Consider the following 17,484-nt stretch of genomic DNA (forward strand, 5'->3'; position numbering starts at 1 on the left):
CACGTGGCGCAGCATCAGCAAGCGAGTGTCGGTGCAAACAATCGGGATTGATTCGAGCTTTTGTGGAGATAATGTGGAGACAGCCGAAAAGGTGAAGCTCATGACGTTGCCGCCACCCGAAACCACCGCCGCGCCCCGCCAGGACGCCCTGATCCTGATCGCCGAGGACGAAAGCGAGATCGCCGAGATCCTCGCCGCTTACTTGCAGCGCGGCGGCTTGCGCACCGTGCATGCCCGCGACGGCCAGGAGGCCCTGGCCCTCCACCAGGCGCTCAAGCCCGACTTGGTATTGCTCGACGTACAGATGCCGCGCATGGATGGCTGGCAGGTGCTGGCCGAGATCCGCCACCGTGGCGACACGCCGGTGATCATGCTCACCGCCCTGGATCAGGACATCGACAAGCTGATGGGCCTGCGCATCGGCGCAGACGACTATGTGGTCAAGCCCTTCAACCCCGCCGAGGTGGTGGCTCGGGTCAGTGCCGTGCTGCGCCGCGCCAAGACCGCCGGCGCAGCGGGCAACAAGTTGTTGCGTGTCGGCCAGTTCCAGGTCGACCTGGATAACCACGAAGCCACGGTGATCAGCGAAGACCGGCAGCACGCCCTCGACCTGACCCTCACCGAATTCAAGATCCTGGCGACCCTGATGCGCGCGCCCAAGCGGGTGTTCAGCCGCGCCGAGCTGCTGGTCGGCTGCCTGCCCGAAGGCGACACCCAGGAGCGCACCGTGGACAGCCACATCAGCAAGCTGCGCCGCAAACTGGAACACCTCCGCATCCAGGGCACGCCGGTCAGCGTGCGTGGCGTTGGCTATCGCTTCGGGAGCGGCTCATGAGTGGCGCGGTAAGCCTGCGTCGGCAGATTCTGCTGTCGCTGAGCATCATGGCGGCAGGCGTGATTCTGCTGTCGATCATCGGCAGCTACGCCTTCTATGCCGTGGCTTCGACCATCGCGCCCGGTAGCATCTCGGAAACCTGGGTGCCTTCGGGCCTCGAGCTGCTGTGGATGGTGGTTACCCTCCTGGCGGCGGTGTGCATTGCCGGCTACGTGGGCATCCGCCTGTCGCGGCGCATTCTCACCCCGCTCAACTCGGTGGCCCACAGCCTGCGGGAAATCGCCCAAGGCAATCTGCAGGCTCGCGCTGCGTCGGACGACCGGGCGCTCGGTGAAACCGGCCAGTTGGTGCGCGACTTCAACGCCATGGCCGAGCGCCTGCAGAACGTGACCCGCGAACAGCAATTCTGGAACGCCGCGGTGGCCCACGAGCTGCGCACACCGGTGACCATCCTGCGCGGGCGCCTGCAAGGCTTGGCCGAAGGCGTGTTCACGCCCAGTACGGAAACCTTCGAGGGGCTGCTGCGTCAGGTCGAAGGGCTTGGCCGGCTGATCGAGGACCTGCGCGTGCTGAGCCTGGGCGACAGCGACCACCTGCAGCTCGACCTCGCAACTACCTGCCCCGCCGAGGGCATCGCGACCACCGTGCAGGCTTTCGCTGGCCGTTTGCAGGCCCGCGGCTTCGAGGTGCAGTTGCAGCTCGATGAGCGAACTTGCGTGGTCTGCGACGAATTTCGTCTGCGCCAGGCGCTGATCGCCCTGCTGGAAAATGCCCTGGGCCATGCCGACCCCGGTGTGCTGCGCATCGACGCTGGGGTGGTGGCTGACAGTTACCGACTCAGCGTCACGGATAACGGCCCGGGCATCGACGCCAAACAGGCCACCCAGGTGTTCGAGGCCTTCCGCCGCGGCGAGCCGTCGCGCTCGCGCAACAGCGGCGGCAGCGGCCTGGGCCTGGCGGTGGTCAGGGCCATCGCCCTGGCCCATGGCGGTCAGGTACGCTGCGAGCGGGCGGGAAGCGGTACGCGGTTCGTCGTGGAGTTGCCGCGAGCTCACTAGCGCCAGAAATCGTCGAGGTTACTGAACCCCCACTCGGACGGATCCTCGCGGCTGACGATGCGATCACTGACGCCCGGCCTGGACAGATCGACCTCCTGCTGAGCGATCGCCGCCTTGCTCTTCGCCGAGAAGAACACCCGCACCACGGGCGTGGTCAGCTTGCCGGGCAACAGGTCGACCACCACGCCAAGCCGGCCGGACTCCAGCCGCACCAGCGAGCCCAGCGGGTAAATGCCCACCGAGCGCACCAGGGCGTGGAACACGTGGGTATCGAAGTGGCCGGTCCATTGCGCCATGCGCGCCAGGGACTCGGCCGGGTTCCAGGCCTGCTTGTACGGCCGGTTGGAAGTGATGGCATCGTACACGTCGCACACCGCACCCATGCGCGCCAGCAGGCTGATGGCCTCGCCGGCGAGGCGGCCGGGATAACCGCTGCCATCGTATTTCTCGTGGTGATGCAGGCAAACGTCCAGTGCCGACTCGGGCAGCGAACCGGCTGCCAGCAGCATGGCGTGGCCACGCTCGGGGTGGCTGCGCATGATGGCGAACTCGGCATCGGTGAGGCTGCCGGGCTTGTTGAGCACCTCCAGCGGCATGGCCATCTTGCCGACGTCGTGCAGCAGCCCCGCCAGGCCTGCCTCCCGGGCGCGCTCCTCGTCCAGCCCCAGTTGCCGGGCGAGCGACAGCATCAGTGCGCACACGGCCACCGAGTGCATATAGGTGTATTCGTCCTTGTGCTTGAGCCGCGCCAGGCCGAGCAACGCCGAGCTGTTGCGCGCCAACGACTCGCTGATGTCGGCGACTAGCGGCATGCAGCCCTCGACGTTGATGGCATTGCCCAGTCGCGCCTCCTGGAACAGCTCGGTAACGGCCTTCTTGGAGCGATTGATCAGCTTGGTGGCGCGCTGCAGTTCATCGCGCACGCTGCAGCGCGCCACCGGCGCCGTGGCAAGCACCAGCGGCTCGGCGACCGGCACGGCCACCACGACTGCAGGCGCCGGGCCGGATTGGCTGGCGACGTCCAGCCCCTTGCTGGTGTCGATCCATACGCCAGCCACACCGCTCTGGCGAACGCGGGCCAGGTCCTCGGCGTCGTCGATGACGAAGCGGCTTTTCCAGAACGGGTGCGACAGCCAGTTGCCGTCGAAGCCCTGGATGAACATGCCGATGCGAACGGCGTGGGTGGGGATTTTCTTCAGCATGGGCGCCTCGAGAGGACTCAGCTAACACGTCGATACCTGCTCACTAATCTAGCCCATCCCTGCGCATTTCAGAATGACAAGATGGCTGGCGCCGTCACCGATTCCGGGTTAGTTTGGCCGCCCCGTTATCCATGACGATTTACTGCCATGCTGCCACGCAAGCTTCACCGCCTGACCATCCTCGGCCTGGTGTTCTTCATCCTCGGCCTGATCGGTGTCGTGTATGCCCTTTACCAGATCTACAGCGGCCCACGCTCGGCTGACCCGGACCTGACCCGCAGCCTGGTGATCGCCGCGGGCATGCAGCTCACTGGCTACATCCTGCTCAACCGCAACCGCTGGCGGATGATGTTCGGCAAACCCCGCAAGTAAACGCCGCGCCGGATTGCCCGGCGTGGCTCGCGCCTAAAACCCGTTCGCGATCTTCATGCGCATGACGCTGCAGCTGCAGCTGCAGCTGCAGCTACAAGGCAGGAGCAGCCACTCAAACCAACCTGTGGGAGCCCCGACCTCGGGGCGAAACGATTGCAGCCTGACTGCCTATCGGCGGTGCCTGACTAATTCGCCGCGAGGTCGCGGCTCCCACAAAAACGGACCAAGTTCTTAGAACCTGTTCAAAGTCTTGTATGCGCATGAAGAGGCAACTACAAGGCAAGAGCAGCCGTTCGCCGATTCACTGTGGGAGCGCGCCATGCGCGCGAAAAATCGCGGGCATGAACTGGGCGTCCCCGCCCGCTCCCACAGGAACTGCGCCGATGTCCGTTCCGGCCACTTAGCTGCCTAATCGACGAACATGGGCTGAAAAATCATCGCCAGGTTCGTAGCGCAATGACCTCAGCGGAACGGCGGCTCGTCGAAGCTGCGCAGTTTGCGCGAGTGCAGCGAGTTGAGCTGGCCACGCAATAGATCCAGTGCGGCGATGCCGATGTGCAGGTGCTGGGTCACCGCCCGCTCGTAGAACGCCCCTGCCGCGCCCGGCAGCTTGATCTCGCTGTGTAGCGGTTTGTCCGACACGCACAGCAGGGTGCCGTACGGCACGCGCAGGCGATAACCCTGTGCGGCGATGGTGCCGCTTTCCATGTCTACCGCCACCGCCCGTGACAGGTTGATCAGCGGCCGCTCCTGAGCCCAGCGCAGCTCCCAGTTGCGGTCGTCGTAGGTCAGCACCGTGCCGGTGCGCAGCCGGCGCTTGAGGTCGTCACCACGCTCGCCGGTAACCTGGGCAGCGGCGTCCTGCAGCGCCTGTTGCACCTCGGCCAGGGCTGGCAGCGGAATGTGCGGCGGCAGCACGCGGTCGAGAATGCCGTCGCGACGCATGTAGGCGTGGGCCAGCACGTAGTCGCCGATGGTCTGCGACTGACGCAGGCCGCCGCAGTGGCCGATCATCAGCCAGCAGTGCGGGCGCAGCACGGCCAGGTGGTCGGTGATGTTCTTGGCGTTGGACGGGCCGACGCCGATGTTGACCAGGGTAATGCCATCGCCGTCCGGCGCCTGCAGGTGATAGGCCGGCATCTGGTAGCGATGCCAGACCACGGTCTCGATGATCGCCTGCATTTCGCCTTCGGGCATGCCGCGCGAGATCACCACGTTGCCCGGCAGCACCATACGCTCGAAGCGCGAGTCGCCATTGAGCATGTCCAGGCCATGGCGGATGAACTGGTCGACATAGCGGTGGTAGTTGGTCAGCAGAATCCACGGCTGCACGTGGCGCCAGTCGCTGCCGGTGTAATGCACCAGGCGACGCAGGGAGAAGTCCACGCGGGCAGCGTCGAACAGTGCCAGGGGCAGCGGGTCGGTGTTTTCCCAGTCGTACAGGCCATCGGCGGTGCCATCGGTGGCGGCCGACAGGTCGGTGCTGGGGAACACCCGCGCCAGCTCGGCAGCGGTCACCCCGGAGCCGGCCAGCTCGTCCCCCTGCTCCACCACGTAGGGATAGGGAATGTACTGCTGGCTGACGCCGACTTCGACGGTCAGGGTGAAGTCGGCCATCAGCGGCTGCAGCTGCTCGAGCAGGTACTTACGAAAGGCCGCCGGATGGGTGATGGTCACGCTGTAGATGCCGGGCACCTGTACCTTGGCGTAGGCGCGCACGGTGGTCGGCACTTCGCCCTGGCAATCGTAGGTCAGGCGCAGCTCGGGGTAGCGGAACAGCGCCTGCTCGTCGGCATTGGGGCGCACGCGGTCCTTGAGGTAGCGCTTGAGCGCCTGGCTCAGGCCCTCGGTGGCGCGCTGGTGCAGCGCGGCCAGGCGGTCAACGGCTTCTTCTGCAGTGTTGACGACGATAAAAGCGCCGTCTGTAGGAAGGGACATGCACGGTTCCTTATCGTGGGTTCATGGTTCATAGCTGACACGCATTACAACGCCGGTGCAAGTGGCTCGATCAAGCAGGCCAGGCGGCGGCGATGTGCTCCAGCGCCTGCTTGAGTTCAGAGCGGCTGCGCGCGGCGGCCAGGCTGATGCGAATGGCGCTGGCCTGGGCCGGGCCAACCGCGAACACGTCCGCCGGCACAACCTCGACGCCCGCGGCCCGGCAGGCCGCCACCAGAGCGGCGCTGTCCGGCGGCTGCAGCCACAGGTGCGGCGCCACCTCACGACCAGGCGGCATGCGCGGGCCCAGCACGCGGCTCGCCAGGCGCCAGCGCTGCTGCAGTTCGTCGCGTTGCCAGGCCAGTTTGCGAGCAGCGGTGCCATCTTCGATCCATTCGCAGGCCAGCGCCAGGCACAACGGTGACACCGCCCAACTGGTGGCGTGGCCTTGCGGGTCGATGCGCTTGAGCAGCGCCTGGGGCCCGTGCATGAAACCCAGGCGCAGGCCAGGCGCCACGGTTTTCGACAGGCTGCTGACCAGCAGGCTGCGTGCCGGCACCGCCGCGGCCAACGGCGCCTGGCTGCCGAGAGCGCCGTAGACATCATCCTCGATAAGCCACAGGCCATGGCGCTCCACCAGTTCGGCAATGCGCTGGCGGCGTTCGCCATCCATGCTGCTGCCGGTGGGGTTCTGCAGGCACGGGGTAAGCACCAGCACCCGCGCCCCGGTGGCGCGTACCTGGCGGTCGAGATCCAGGGGGAGAATGCCGCGCTCGTCCATGGCCACGCCGTGCAGCGGCAGCCGCAACTGCCGGGCAGCAGCCTTGATGCCGGGCGCGGTGAAGGCTTCGGCGAGCACCGGGTCGCCCGCCTCGCACAGCGCCAGCAGCGCCGCCGAGACGCCCTGCTGAGCCCCGGCACAGAGCGCCACCTGGGACGGCGGCGTATGCAGGCCACGCTGTTGCAGCCACTGGCTGACGGCCACCCGCCCGCGCTGTTCGAGCTCGGCCGGCGCGTAAGCCTGCAGGGCATCGAGGCGGCCCTCGGCGATCAGCCGCTGCAGGGTATGCGACAGGTCAGCGCTGCCGCCGTCGTGTACCGGCACGTTGGTCGACAGGTCGATGCCGTCAGCCGGTAGCCGCGGTTGCTTGAGGTGGAACAGGCTGGCTTCGTGGCTATCGGCCAACACGTAGGTGCCGCGGCCAACCTCGCCGGACACCAGATGCCGGCGTGCTGCCTCGCGATACGCCTGCATCACCGTGCTCGGGTTGATGCCCAGCGTCCAGGCCAGGCGCCGCTGCGGCGGCAGCCGTTCGCCAGGCTTGAGTTCGCCCTTGCCGATGGCGACGGAAATCGCCTCGACCAATGCCAGATAGGTGGGCAGCGTACTGCCCTGAAGGTCAGGTAACCACATTGCTTGCCATGCAATATAAATATTTACCCATACAATGCCCGAACCGTAGCATCTGGTCAAAGCCCACCCGGAGCACCACCCGATGTTCGACCTCGCCGCCCTGCGCCAAGCCGTCAACCTGATTCGCCCGAGCATTCCGGCAACGCCGCAGTTCGCCTGGCCGCTGCTGGCCGAGCGCCTGGGTTGCGAAGTGTGGGTCAAGCACGAGAACCACACGCCGACCGGCGCCTTCAAGGTGCGCGGCGGGCTGGTCTACGTGGACGAGCTGCTGCGTTGCGATCCGGCCATTAGCGGGCTGATCTCGGCGACCCGTGGCAATCATGGGCAAAGCATGGCGCTGGCCGCCCGCAAGGCCGGGCTGCCGATCATCATCGTGGTGCCCAAGGGCAATGCCCGGGAAAAGAACGCGGCCATGGCGGCGCTGGGTGCCGAGGTGGTCGAGCACGGTTGTGACTTCGACGCAGCCCGCGCCCATGCGGCCGAGCTGGCGGTGCAGCATGGCCTGCATTTCGTGCCGTCGCTGCACCCGGACCTGATCCGCGGCGTGGCCACCTACGCCCTGGAGCTGTTCGAGGCCGCACCGCCGCTCAAACGCATCTACGTGCCGATCGGCCTGGGCTCGGGCATCTGCGGGGTAATTCGTACCCGCGACCTGCTGGGCCTGGACACCGAGGTGATCGGCGTGGTCAGCGCTGCCGCCGACGGTTATGCGCAGAGTTTCGCCGCCGGCCGGATCATCTGCACCGACAGCGCCGACACCATCGCCGATGGCATGGCCTGCCGCATGCCGCAGCCCGAAGCGCTGGAGATCATCCGCGCGGGCGCAGCGCGCATCGTGCGGGTCGACGACGACGAGATCCGCCAGGCCATGCGCATCTACCACGAAGACACCCACAACCTGGCCGAAGGCGCCGGCGCGGCAGCCCTGGCGGCATTGATTCAGGAACGGGAGATCAATCGTGGCGAGCGCACCGCCGTGGTACTCAGCGGTGCCAACGTCGACCGCGCGGCGCTGGCGGCGATCCTCGCCTGAGCCGCCATCGACCCGAGCCGGCTAGACGCTGATCGACAGCGTCGCGCCAATCGAAAAGCTCAGGGACAACCCGCCGCCGCCCATTTCGCCAGCGGCCTTTTCGACCTCGGCCAGTTGCTTGTCGATGCCGTCGACGAGTTTCTTGCTCTCTTCATCCGGCTTGCCGCTGATCTGCGAGCGCACCATGGCCAGTAGCTGCTTGAGCTGGGCAGCGACCTTCTTCAGCTCTTCGGCATCGGCACGCTGCTGTCGCTCGTTGCGCTCGTTGCGCGCCTGGCCGAGGGCGTCTTGTGCCTGTTGCTCGGCCTCTTCCTCGTTGGCCACGGACTTATCGCCCTGCTCGGCCTCTTCGCCGGCCGCCAGTTCGGCAGCCTCGGCAGTCACCTCGGGGGCTTCGACCTCGGCAATAGGCGCCGCCTCGCTCACCGCATCCACCGCGGCCATCTCCTGAACGGCAGCGCCCGCGCCTCCACTCTGGCTTTCGGCAGTCGACACCTGCGCTACGTCGACCGAGGACGTGCCACCACCGGACGGCTCCTTGAGCACGGAGGCGACCTGTCCGAGCTCCTGGGCCAATTGCTTGAGCTGGCGCAGCGCACCTTTCGCGCCCGCCGGCCCAAGTGCCATGACCAGTTGCTTGAGCATCTCGATACGTTTCTTGATGTCTTCCAGGCGCTGGCGCGCGGCGTCCTTGCGCGATTCGTCCTGCCTGGCCTGCATTTCGCGCAGCTTGCCCAAGGCATCGCGCATGCTTTTCGCACGCTTCTGGGCATACTCGCTGAGGGTGACGGTTACCGAGGGCTGCTGCTGCGGCTCGCTGCCGGCTTTGGCGGCGGACGCGCTGGCGTCATCCATGGTGCGTGTAGCCGCGGCCTTGGCCGGTAGCGCCGAGTTGGCGCCCGAGGAAGTGATGGTCGACATGCGACGTCCTGTGCCTGGCGAGTGTGCTCAGGGTATCGGCCTGGCCCCTGCGAACTTGAAACGGCGGGGCAGCACTTCCGACTTCATCCCTGAAAAGCAGAAAGCCCCGGCACAGGCCAGGGCTCTCCAATCACGCCGAGAACGAGTCAGTACTTGCTGCTGAAATCGCGCAGTTCTTCCTCGGCCTTTTCCTTGGTCCAACCGTAGCGCTCCTGCAGTTTACCCGCCAGGTATTCGCTATGGCCTTCGGCGACATCCACGTCGTCGTTGGTGAGCTTGCCCCAGCGCGCCTTCATATCGCCACTGAGTTGCTTCCACTTACCTTTGATGATGTCGGAATTCATGATGCATTCTCCAAGGAAGGAGGCAGGCCGCGGTGGCCTGCCCTGGCCCATGATCAGTCGGCAGCTTTCAGGCCGTCAGCGGAAACCGCTTGAACGCCTTTGATTTCCTTGGCTTTGGCAACAGCCAGGTCACGCTCGGCTTCGGTTTTCACTACGCCGGACAGGGAAACCACGCCTTTGTTGGTCTCGACCTTGATGTCCAGAGCGCTGAGGCCGTCGTCAGCCAGGAAGGACGATTTGACCTTGCTGGTGATCCAGGTGTCGGAAACGGCTTCTTCAGCCTTGTCCATGGTGTTGGCAGCCAGCATGGTCGGCTGGGTGCTGTTGTAGGTATCGGCGAAAGCGGTACCCGCCACGGACAAGCTCAGGGCGGTCGCAGTGATAGCGGCAAAAGCGAACTTATTGATTGGCTGTTTCATGGGCAACACTCCTGTTTCATTCAAGTTCGCCACATCCAACTTCAGGGCTGTGGCTTCCCCTTGAATATCGCAAGCGCTGTGCCAGGTTTTAAAATGATAAATAATCCTTACAAAACAACAACTTATACAGATAAAAAGATAATGATTGCCGTGCAAACTGCAAGTTCAAGCGTAACGGCTCAGGCAGATTGCACGAAGTGACTTAATGCCATCATGCAAGCAGCGCATCCAAACTCTAGAAACGAAAAATGCCGGTCACGAGACCGGCATTTCGGGGCCACAGGCGAACCGGCCGCCTATTTGACGACCTTCAGGCTGGGGCGCCCACTCGGCCGCGGCGGTTCGTCGTCGGGCGGCGTCTGCTCATCCTCGACCTCTTCGACGTCGTTCTGCACGGGGGGCGGCTCCTGATCGAACACCATGCCCTGGCCATTTTCCCGGGCATAGATCGCCAGTACAGCGGGCGACGGTACGAACAGGCTGTGGGCGACGCCGCCAAAGCGGCCTTCGAAACTGACCGCATCGTTATCGAGGGACAATTCACGCACCGCAGTGGGCGATACGTTGAGCACGATCTGCCCATCGCTGACGAACTTGCTCGGCACTTGAACGCCAGGATATTCGGCGTTTACCAGCAGATGGGGTGTGCAATCGTTGTCGACGATCCACTGGTACAGCGCGCGGATCAGATAAGGACGACTGGAGTTCATCAAACCTCCTGAACGTGGCACGCCGAATGCGACGCGCCGGAAAAATGGGTCAGCGCATGGCTCGTTCGACGGACGACAGGCTCTGGCGAAAATTTTCGCGCGCGAACTGCCGGTCCATGTAATCGAGCAGCGGTTTAGCCGGCCTTGGCAGTTCGATCCCCAGTAGCGGCAGGCGCCACAGGATCGGCAACAGGCAGCAGTCTACCAAGCTCAGCTCGTCGCTGAGAAAAAATGCTTTTTCAGCAAACAACGGTGACACCCCGGTGAGGCTTTCGCGCAACTCCTTGCGCGCCTGCACGCGGGCTGGCTCCTTGCTGCGCGGGTCGAGAATCAGGTCGACCAGCGAGCACCAGTCGCGCTGGATACGGTGCATCAGCAGGCGGGTGTTGCCGCGCGCCACCGGGTACACCGGCATTAGCGGCGGATGGGGGTAGCGCTCCTCCAGATACTCCATGATCACCGTCGGCTCGTAGAGCGCCAGGTCACGGTCGACCAGGGTCGGCAAAGTCCCGTAGGGGTTGGCTTCCAGCAGCTTGTTGGGGAAGCGGCCCTGTTCGACGTCGATGATTTCCACAACGACGCTCTTCTCGGCGAGCACGATGCGTACACGGTGAGAGTAGTGGTCGGCAGCGTCGGAATAACAGGCCAACCGGTTGGTCGCAGCCAAGGCGATCCTCCAGATTCGTGAAACGTGAACGCACCGGGAAGCACTATTGTTAGCGACGGTTCCCGGCAGTCCCTGAGGATGAATGTTCAGGGCATAAAAAAGCCCGCGGGATACGCGGGCTGAGCATGATACCGGAACCGGCCTTCGCTGGCCGTTGAAAAACGCTGGCGAAGCTGCAGGCTCGGATCGTTCTAGTGCACATCCTTCCAGTATTCGCGCTTGAGCAGATAGGCGAATACGAAGAAGAACGCCAGGTAGATCAGCACGTAGGTACCGATGCGCTGCATGTGCAGCTTGTTCGGGTCCGCCGAATAGGCCAGGAAGGTCACCAGGTTGCGGACCTTGTCATCGAACGCCTGTGGGCTGAGCTGGCCGCTGTTGGGCTCGAGCACCAGTTGGTCGCAGGCTTCGTGGGTCAGCGGCGTGCCGGTCAGCGGGTCGTACCGCTTCTTGCCATCCTCGACCACCTGCACCTGCTTGCAACCCATGTACTGGCGGCCCTGCAGGCGACCGAGCACATTGGGCATGCCGACGTTGGGAAACACCAGGTTGTTGGCCCCCAGGGGCCGCGCCGGGTCGTCGTAGAAGGTGCGCAGGTAGGTGTACAGCCAGTCGTTGCCGCGCACCCGGGCGACCAGGGTCAGGTCCGGTGGCGCCGCGCCGAACCAGCGCTTGGCATCCTCGGGTTTCATGCCGATGTTCATGTGATCGCCGATCTTGGCGTCGGTGAACACCAGGTTCGCCATCATCTGCTCTGCGGACACGCCGATGTCCGCGGCGACGCGCTCATAGCGCTGGAACTTGGCGCTGTGGCAGCCCATGCAATAGTTGGCGAAGGTACGCGCGCCGTCCTGCAGCGCGGCCTTGTCGGTCAGGTCGATATCGGCGTTGTCCAGGGCCACGCCGTGGCCACCGGCGGCCAGGGCGAAGGCAGGCAGTAGCGCGACCACACATGCAGCAAATAGCTTTCTCATCAGCCTGTCACCCTTTCAGGAACGGGTTTGGTCTTTTCCATCCTGGTGTAGAAGGGCATCAGGATGAAGTACGCGAAATACAGCGCCGTGCACAGTTGCGACAGCAGCGTACGGCCCGGCGTGGGCGGCAGTACGCCGAGCACGCCGAGGATGACGAAGGACACGCAGAACACCAGCAGCCAGAGCTTGCTCAGCCAGCCCTTGTAGCGCATCGAGCGCACCGGGCTGCGGTCCAGCCAGGGCAGCACGAACAGCACGGCGATGGCGGCGCCCATGGCGATCACGCCCATCAGCTTGTCGGGGATCGCGCGCAAGATCGCGTAGAACGGCGTGAAGTACCACACCGGGGCGATGTGCTCGGGGGTCTTGAACGGGTTGGCCTGCTCGAAGTTGGGCTTCTCGAGGAAATAGCCGCCCATCTCCGGGAAGAAGAACACCACGAAGCAGAACACGAACAGGAACACCACCACGCCGACGATATCCTTGACCGTGTAGTACGGGTGGAAGGGAATGCCGTCGAGGGGGATGCCGTTTTCGTCCTTGTATTTCTTGATGTCGATGCCGTCCGGGTTGTTCGAGCCGACCTCGTGCAGCGCCAGGATGTGCAGCACCACCAGGCCGAGGATGACGATCGGCAGGGCCACCACGTGCAGAGCGAAGAAGCGGTTGAGGGTGATGCCGGAGATCAGGTAGTCGCCACGGATCCACTCGGTCAGCGCATCGCCGACGTAGGGGATGGCGCCGAACAGCGAGATGATCACCTGGGCGCCCCAGTAGGACATCTGCCCCCACGGCAGCAGATAGCCCATGAAGGCTTCGGCCATCAGCATGAGGTAGATCAGCATGCCGAAGATCCACACCAGCTCGCGGGGCTTCTGGTACGAGCCGTAGAGCAGGCCGCGGAACATGTGCAGGTAGACCACGATGAAGAACGCCGAAGCGCCGGTCGAGTGCATGTAGCGCAGGATCGCGCCGTGGGGCGTATCGCCGGTGCGCACGTCGCGCATCAGCCCTTCTACCGAGGCGAAGGCGCCCTCGGCAGTCGGGTTGTAGCTCATGGTCAGCCATACGCCGGTGAGCAGTTGGTTGACCAGCACCAGCAGAGCCAGGGAGCCGAAAAAGTACAGGAAGTTGAAGTTCTTCGGCGCGTAGTACTTGGCGAGGTGGTCGTTCCACATCTTGGTGGCGGGGAAGCGCGCATCCACCCAGTCCATGAATTTGCTCATCATGCTTGCTCCTGATCAACGCCGATGATGATCACGTCAGCCGATTCGTAGCGGTGCGGCGGCACCGGCAGGTTCAGCGGCGCCGGTTGCGACTTGTAGACGCGACCAGCCAGGTCGTAACGCGAACCGTGGCAGGGGCAGAAGTAACCGCCCACCCAGTTTTCGCCCAGGTCCGCCGGGGCCACTTCGGGGCGGAACGACGGCGCGCAGCCCAGGTGCGTGCACAGCCCGACCAGCAGGAGGATTTCCGGCTTGATCGAGCGCGTCTTCGGGTCGACGTAACCCGGCTGCACCGAATGCTGGGAATCGGCGTCGGCCAGTTGCCCTTCGATTCTGGTGAGGTTGCTGAGGATCGCCTCGGTGCGCCGCATGATGAATACCGGCTGGCCCCGCCACTCGGCCACCATCTGCTGACCTGGCTCGATCTTGGCGACGTTCACCTTGACCGGAGCGCCAGCGGCCTTGGCCTTGGCACTCGGGTACCACGACCCCACAAACGGAATTGCAGCCCCCACCGCCCCAGCGGCCCCAACCACCGAAGTGGCTGCCACCAGAAAGCGACGCCGGCCCGCATTCACGCCGTCATTGCTCATTCAGTCGTCTCCCATCGGCTTTCCGGCCTGTTGTTCAGGCCTCTAATAAGTAAGTGTTGGTCGCGCGCAGCAGCGGCCGGATGATCATCCTGGCATCGAGCGCACAGCGCTCGACCAACCCTTGCAGAGGCCTCGCGCCCAGGCGCATCCATTCGACGCTCATCAAGGACTTTAATCCACGGCCCCAGCCGGACGGCTCGTGCAGATCTGGCTGCGGCCTGGGCATGAAGAAGGTGGAAAGTCGTAGTGGTCGTGCGTCCAGATCAGCTCTGCTGCAATCCGGCGCGAGATTCGCACAGGCCGATGGGGCGACTCATGACGCGCATCAACGAAGCGGTGAGTAGGCCGTATACGCCCGCGCTCGGGCAGAGCAGGCAGGAAATGGCGTGGCCGAAAAGACGACAGGACGACAGGGAGCCGTACCTGGAAAATGCGCCAGGCTTTTACGAGCGCAAATGAAAAACGCCCAGCTCCGTGAGGAAACTGGGCGTTTTCGAGTACCGTCGCGAATTAACGCTTGGAGTACTGAGGACGCTTACGTGCTTTACGCAGACCGACCTTCTTACGCTCGACTTCACGAGCATCGCGGGTCACGTAGCCTGCTTTACGCAGAGCCGGACGCAGAGTCTCGTCGTAGTCCATCAGAGCGCGGGTGATACCGTGACGGATCGCACCAGCTTGACCGCTTACACCACCGCCGATGACGGTAACGTAGATGTCGAACTTCTCGACAGTCTCGGTCAGCTCCAGCGGCTGGCGAACTACCATGCGGGCAGTTTCACGACCGAAGAAGGTGTCCAGAGTGCGGTTGTTGATGGAGATCTTGCCAGTGCCCGGACGCAGGAAAACGCGTGCGGTTGCAGTCTTGCGACGGCCAGTGCCGTAATTTTGAGTCGCCGACATAATGAACTATTCCGTTAAATCTTCAGTTCTTGAGGCTGCTGAGCAGTGTGAGGGTGAGCAGCGCCCGCATACACTTTCAGCTTACGGTACATGTCGCGGCCCAGCGGGTTTTTCGGCAGCATGCCTTTAACCGCGGTCTCGATCACGCGCTCAGGGGCTTTGGCGATCAGCTTCTCGAAGTTGATCGACTTGATGCCGCCCGGGAAACCGGAGTGGGAGTAGTACATTTTGTCGCTGGTTTTAGCGCCAGTTACACGTACCTGCTCGGCGTTGATGACGACGATGTAGTCGCCGGTGTCAACGTGAGGGGTGTACTCAGGCTTGTGCTTGCCACGCAGACGGCTCGCGATTTCTGTAGCCAGACGACCCAGGGTCTGACCAGCAGCGTCAACGACGAACCAGTCGCGTTTTACTGTTTCCGGTTTAGCGGTAAAAGTTTTCATTCTTTATAGCCTCAGGGGCCGCCCAGCAAAAATAGACGGCGGATCTTACTGAATAGTGCGTACTTTGACAAGTCAAAGGCAGCCGGATGCGGGCGCTATTCGGGGGCTCGGGTCAGCGCGTCCGCGTACGGCAAGATTCTTCGGCAGGCGGCGCATCACTTCCACCGCAGAAAGAGGAGGCGGATTATCCTGATTGCGAAAAAAATTTCAACCTGCTTGTATGGCCCTTTTGTCAGAGGACGCTCCAATGGAATACCGCCAGCTCGGCCGAACCGATCTCAATGTCAGCGCCCTGTGCCTGGGCACCATGACCTGGGGCGAACAGAACGATGCCACCGAGGCGTTCGCCCAGATCGAGCGCGCCAAGGCCTATGGCATCAACTTCATCGACACCGCCGAGATGTACCCGGTGCCGCCACGCGCCGAGACCTACAGCAAGACCGAACAGATCATCGGCGAATACTTCAAGCAGCGCGGTGATCGCGCCGACTGGATCCTGGCCAGCAAGGTCGCCGGCCCCGGCAACGGCATCACCCACATCCGCGACGGCCAGCTCAAACACAACCGCCAGCACATCGTCGCCGCCCTGGATGCCAGCCTCAAGCGCCTGCAGACCGACTGGATCGACCTCTACCAGCTGCACTGGCCGGAGCGCCCAACCAACTTCTTCGGCCAGCTCGGCTACCAGCATCAGGACAGCGACTCCACGCCCATCGAGGAAATCCTCGAAGCGCTGGACGAGCAGGTCAAGGCCGGCAAGATCCGCCACATCGGCCTGTCCAACGAAACGCCGTGGGGCACCATGAAGTTCCTGCAACTGGCCGAAGCCCGCGGCATGTCCCGCGTGGTGTCGGTGCAGAACCCCTACAACCTGCTCAACCGCAGCTACGAAGTGGGTATGGCCGAAGTGTCGATTCGTGAGCAGTGCGGCCTGCTGGCCTACTCGCCGATGGCCTTCGGCATGCTCTCGGGCAAGTACGAGAACGGCGCCCGCCCGGCCAATGCGCGCCTGAGCCTGTTCGAGCGCTTCCAGCGCTACAACGCCCCGGAAACCGTGGCGGCCTGCTCGCGCTACGTGGCCCTGGCCCGCGAAAATGGCCTCGACCCGGCGCAAATGGCCCTGGCCTTCGTGACCAGCCGGCCGTTCGTGACCAGCAACATCATCGGCGCCACTTCACTGCAGCAGTTGGAGGCAAACCTGACCAGCAGCGAGTTGAAGCTCAGCGATGAGGTGCTCAAGGGCATCGAGGCGATCCACAAGGCGCAGCCAAATCCGGCGCCATAAATCAGTCCCTTGCGGGGCGATGTGCCTTCAGGAATATCGCCCCGCATTCGTAGCCTGCGGTTGAGCGAAGCGATACCCAGGTCGGTCTTGCCGGCGATGGTAATCCCGGCATTGCCCCGGGTATCGCTGCGCTCAACGCCGGGCTACGTTGCGTGAGTTCTTTCAGCCGGTAGGCTGGGGCTAGCCCGGCCCCGTCCTCAAACCACACAAGCGGCCCAGGCGGTAGTCGCAGGATGGTCGAAAGCCCATCACATCCCTGCACCAAGCGGCCTAGAGGAGCTAGGGGGCCTTCATGTCGCGCCGCGAAGCCAGCCGATCCGCCAGCCGAGTCGGCTCCGGCAGCCGATAGCCCCGATCCCAATTCAGGACCAACTCCGCCGCCTTGTGCATGCTCACGCGGTTCCCCGGCGAGACGATCAGCGGCCGTACCTTGCGTTTGCTGCGCAGCACCCAGCCGATCTGCCGGTTCTGACGGTCGAGCAACTCCACCTTGTCACCGCGCTCCTCGCCAAGCTCGCAGTGATGGCCAGTGAGGATTTTCTTCGCCACGCCGATGGTCGGCCGCCCCGTGACCACGCCCAGGTGCGCGGCGATACCCAGGCCACGCGGGTGGGCAATGCCGTGACCATCGACGACGATCAGGTCCGGCTCCTGGGGCAATCCCGCCAGTGCAGACAACAGGGCAGGCAATTCGCGAAACGACAACAACCCCGGCACGTACGGCATGCTGGTGGGGATGCGCGCCACGCATTCGGCGACCGGCTGCAGGGTTTCGGCATCCAGCAGAATGGCGGCGGCGCGGGTGATTTCGCCGCCCTCCTCGAAGCCCACATCCACGCCGGCCAGCAGACGCAACGGCGCAAAGTCATCCTCCAGCCGCACCTGTTCGGCCAGTTCCTTTTGCAGGATTCTCGCGGCGGCGGGTGTGCCGTCCCACTCGGCGAATGGCGATGCGGCCAACTCGGCAAAACTCAGCATGACAACCTATCCCCCATCACGGCGTTGCAAGACCGGGCTGGACTCAGCCCGGATAAAAGAAGACGATTCAGCCGGAACCTGACGGCTTTACCATCAGGCCGATAATCACTCGAACAAGAACAACAGCCATGTCCAGCCCGTCCCCGCTCACGCGCGTGAGCATCCTCGCCAC

Annotated in this window: 20 protein-coding genes; 5 read left to right on the plus strand and 15 right to left on the minus strand. The window is 64.0% G+C overall.

Annotated elements, in window-relative coordinates:
- Positions 1 to 100 precede the first annotated feature (100 nt).
- Complete coding sequence (locus tag BVH06_RS20350) at positions 101 to 835, plus strand: response regulator (protein WP_075935386.1); 735 nt, start codon at positions 101 to 103, stop codon at positions 833 to 835.
- Positions 832 to 1,893 carry an ATP-binding protein gene (locus BVH06_RS20355; RefSeq protein WP_075935299.1) on the plus strand — a complete coding sequence of 354 codons (1,062 nt, stop codon included), beginning with the start codon at positions 832 to 834 and terminating at the stop codon, positions 1,891 to 1,893. Before BVH06_RS20350 ends, BVH06_RS20355 begins: the two co-directional genes overlap by 4 nt.
- Here the strand turns inward: BVH06_RS20355 and BVH06_RS20360 are convergent.
- A complete protein-coding gene (locus tag BVH06_RS20360) occupies positions 1,890 to 3,095 on the minus strand; it encodes an HD-GYP domain-containing protein (protein WP_075935300.1) in 1,206 nt (401 codons plus the stop codon). The two genes, BVH06_RS20355 and BVH06_RS20360, sit on opposite strands and share 4 nt — an antisense overlap.
- 147 nt (positions 3,096 to 3,242) lie before the next feature.
- Here BVH06_RS20360 and BVH06_RS20365 point away from each other — a divergent pair, with 147 nt between their 5' ends.
- On the plus strand, positions 3,243 to 3,467 hold the full coding sequence (locus BVH06_RS20365) for a hypothetical protein (protein ID WP_075935301.1): 225 nt from the start codon (positions 3,243 to 3,245) through the stop codon (positions 3,465 to 3,467).
- A 462-nt stretch (positions 3,468 to 3,929) separates the two neighbouring features.
- Here the strand turns inward: BVH06_RS20365 and amn are convergent, their stop codons facing one another.
- Both amn and BVH06_RS20375 read right to left on the minus strand, forming a co-directional pair.
- Positions 3,930 to 5,405: an AMP nucleosidase gene (gene amn, locus BVH06_RS20370; RefSeq protein ID WP_075935302.1), complete on the minus strand. Its 1,476-nt coding sequence runs from the start codon at positions 5,403 to 5,405 to the stop codon at positions 3,930 to 3,932.
- A 70-nt stretch (positions 5,406 to 5,475) separates the two neighbouring features.
- On the minus strand, positions 5,476 to 6,816 hold the full coding sequence (locus BVH06_RS20375; RefSeq protein WP_075935303.1) for a PLP-dependent aminotransferase family protein: 1,341 nt from the start codon (positions 6,814 to 6,816) through the stop codon (positions 5,476 to 5,478).
- An 82-nt stretch (positions 6,817 to 6,898) separates the two neighbouring features.
- Between BVH06_RS20375 and BVH06_RS20380 the strand changes: the two genes are divergently transcribed.
- Positions 6,899 to 7,849, plus strand: coding sequence for a threonine dehydratase (locus tag BVH06_RS20380; RefSeq protein ID WP_075935304.1), 951 nt, complete (start codon positions 6,899 to 6,901; stop codon positions 7,847 to 7,849).
- Between the two features lie 21 nt (positions 7,850 to 7,870).
- Here the strand turns inward: BVH06_RS20380 and BVH06_RS20385 are convergent, their stop codons facing one another.
- The 11 genes from BVH06_RS20385 to rplM form a co-directional block, all read right to left on the minus strand.
- The gene (locus tag BVH06_RS20385; RefSeq protein WP_075935305.1) at positions 7,871 to 8,770 is read right to left on the minus strand and encodes a hypothetical protein; all 900 of its coding nucleotides are present in this window, start codon (positions 8,768 to 8,770) and stop codon (positions 7,871 to 7,873) included.
- Positions 8,771 to 8,916: 146 nt separating this feature from the next.
- A complete protein-coding gene (locus BVH06_RS20390; RefSeq protein ID WP_075931645.1) occupies positions 8,917 to 9,114 on the minus strand; it encodes a CsbD family protein in 198 nt (65 codons plus the stop codon).
- 53 nt (positions 9,115 to 9,167) lie between these two features.
- On the minus strand, positions 9,168 to 9,533 hold the full coding sequence (locus BVH06_RS20395) for a BON domain-containing protein (RefSeq protein WP_075931644.1): 366 nt from the start codon (positions 9,531 to 9,533) through the stop codon (positions 9,168 to 9,170).
- A 296-nt stretch (positions 9,534 to 9,829) separates the two neighbouring features.
- Positions 9,830 to 10,243, minus strand: a complete 414-nt coding sequence (locus BVH06_RS20400; protein WP_075931643.1) for a ClpXP protease specificity-enhancing factor — start codon at positions 10,241 to 10,243, stop codon at positions 9,830 to 9,832.
- Between the two features lie 49 nt (positions 10,244 to 10,292).
- Positions 10,293 to 10,910, minus strand: a complete 618-nt coding sequence (locus BVH06_RS20405; RefSeq protein ID WP_075935306.1) for a glutathione S-transferase N-terminal domain-containing protein — start codon at positions 10,908 to 10,910, stop codon at positions 10,293 to 10,295.
- A 191-nt stretch (positions 10,911 to 11,101) separates the two neighbouring features.
- Positions 11,102 to 11,884, minus strand: coding sequence for a cytochrome c1 (locus BVH06_RS20410; RefSeq protein ID WP_075935307.1), 783 nt, complete (start codon positions 11,882 to 11,884; stop codon positions 11,102 to 11,104).
- Positions 11,884 to 13,110, minus strand: coding sequence for a cytochrome bc complex cytochrome b subunit (locus BVH06_RS20415; protein ID WP_075931640.1), 1,227 nt, complete (start codon positions 13,108 to 13,110; stop codon positions 11,884 to 11,886). The genes BVH06_RS20410 and BVH06_RS20415 overlap by 1 nt, the downstream gene beginning before the upstream one ends.
- On the minus strand, positions 13,110 to 13,703 hold the full coding sequence (gene petA / locus BVH06_RS20420) for a ubiquinol-cytochrome c reductase iron-sulfur subunit (RefSeq protein WP_075931639.1): 594 nt from the start codon (positions 13,701 to 13,703) through the stop codon (positions 13,110 to 13,112). Before petA ends, BVH06_RS20415 begins: the two co-directional genes overlap by 1 nt.
- A 34-nt stretch (positions 13,704 to 13,737) precedes the next feature.
- A complete protein-coding gene (locus tag BVH06_RS26090) occupies positions 13,738 to 13,866 on the minus strand; it encodes a hypothetical protein (RefSeq protein ID WP_256562800.1) in 129 nt (42 codons plus the stop codon).
- A gap of 347 nt (positions 13,867 to 14,213) precedes the next feature.
- Positions 14,214 to 14,606 (minus strand): 30S ribosomal protein S9, encoded by a 393-nt coding sequence (gene rpsI, locus BVH06_RS20425; RefSeq protein ID WP_013789890.1) that lies wholly within the window; start codon positions 14,604 to 14,606, stop codon positions 14,214 to 14,216.
- 14 nt (positions 14,607 to 14,620) lie between these two features.
- Positions 14,621 to 15,049 (minus strand): 50S ribosomal protein L13, encoded by a 429-nt coding sequence (gene rplM, locus BVH06_RS20430; RefSeq protein ID WP_013789889.1) that lies wholly within the window; start codon positions 15,047 to 15,049, stop codon positions 14,621 to 14,623.
- Positions 15,050 to 15,296: 247 nt separating this feature from the next.
- Here rplM and BVH06_RS20435 point away from each other — a divergent pair, with 247 nt between their 5' ends.
- Positions 15,297 to 16,334, plus strand: a complete 1,038-nt coding sequence (locus BVH06_RS20435) for an NADP(H)-dependent aldo-keto reductase (RefSeq protein ID WP_075935308.1) — start codon at positions 15,297 to 15,299, stop codon at positions 16,332 to 16,334.
- Positions 16,335 to 16,613: 279 nt separating this feature from the next.
- Here BVH06_RS20435 and nfi read toward each other — a convergent pair whose 3' ends face one another.
- Positions 16,614 to 17,312 (minus strand): deoxyribonuclease V, encoded by a 699-nt coding sequence (gene nfi / locus BVH06_RS20440; protein ID WP_075935309.1) that lies wholly within the window; start codon positions 17,310 to 17,312, stop codon positions 16,614 to 16,616.
- Positions 17,313 to 17,484: the final 172 nt, after the last annotated feature.

Origin of the sequence: Pseudomonas sp. PA27(2017) (genome assembly GCF_001945445.1) — a bacterium.
In the GTDB taxonomy this organism is placed as follows: Bacteria; Pseudomonadota; Gammaproteobacteria; order Pseudomonadales; family Pseudomonadaceae; genus Aquipseudomonas.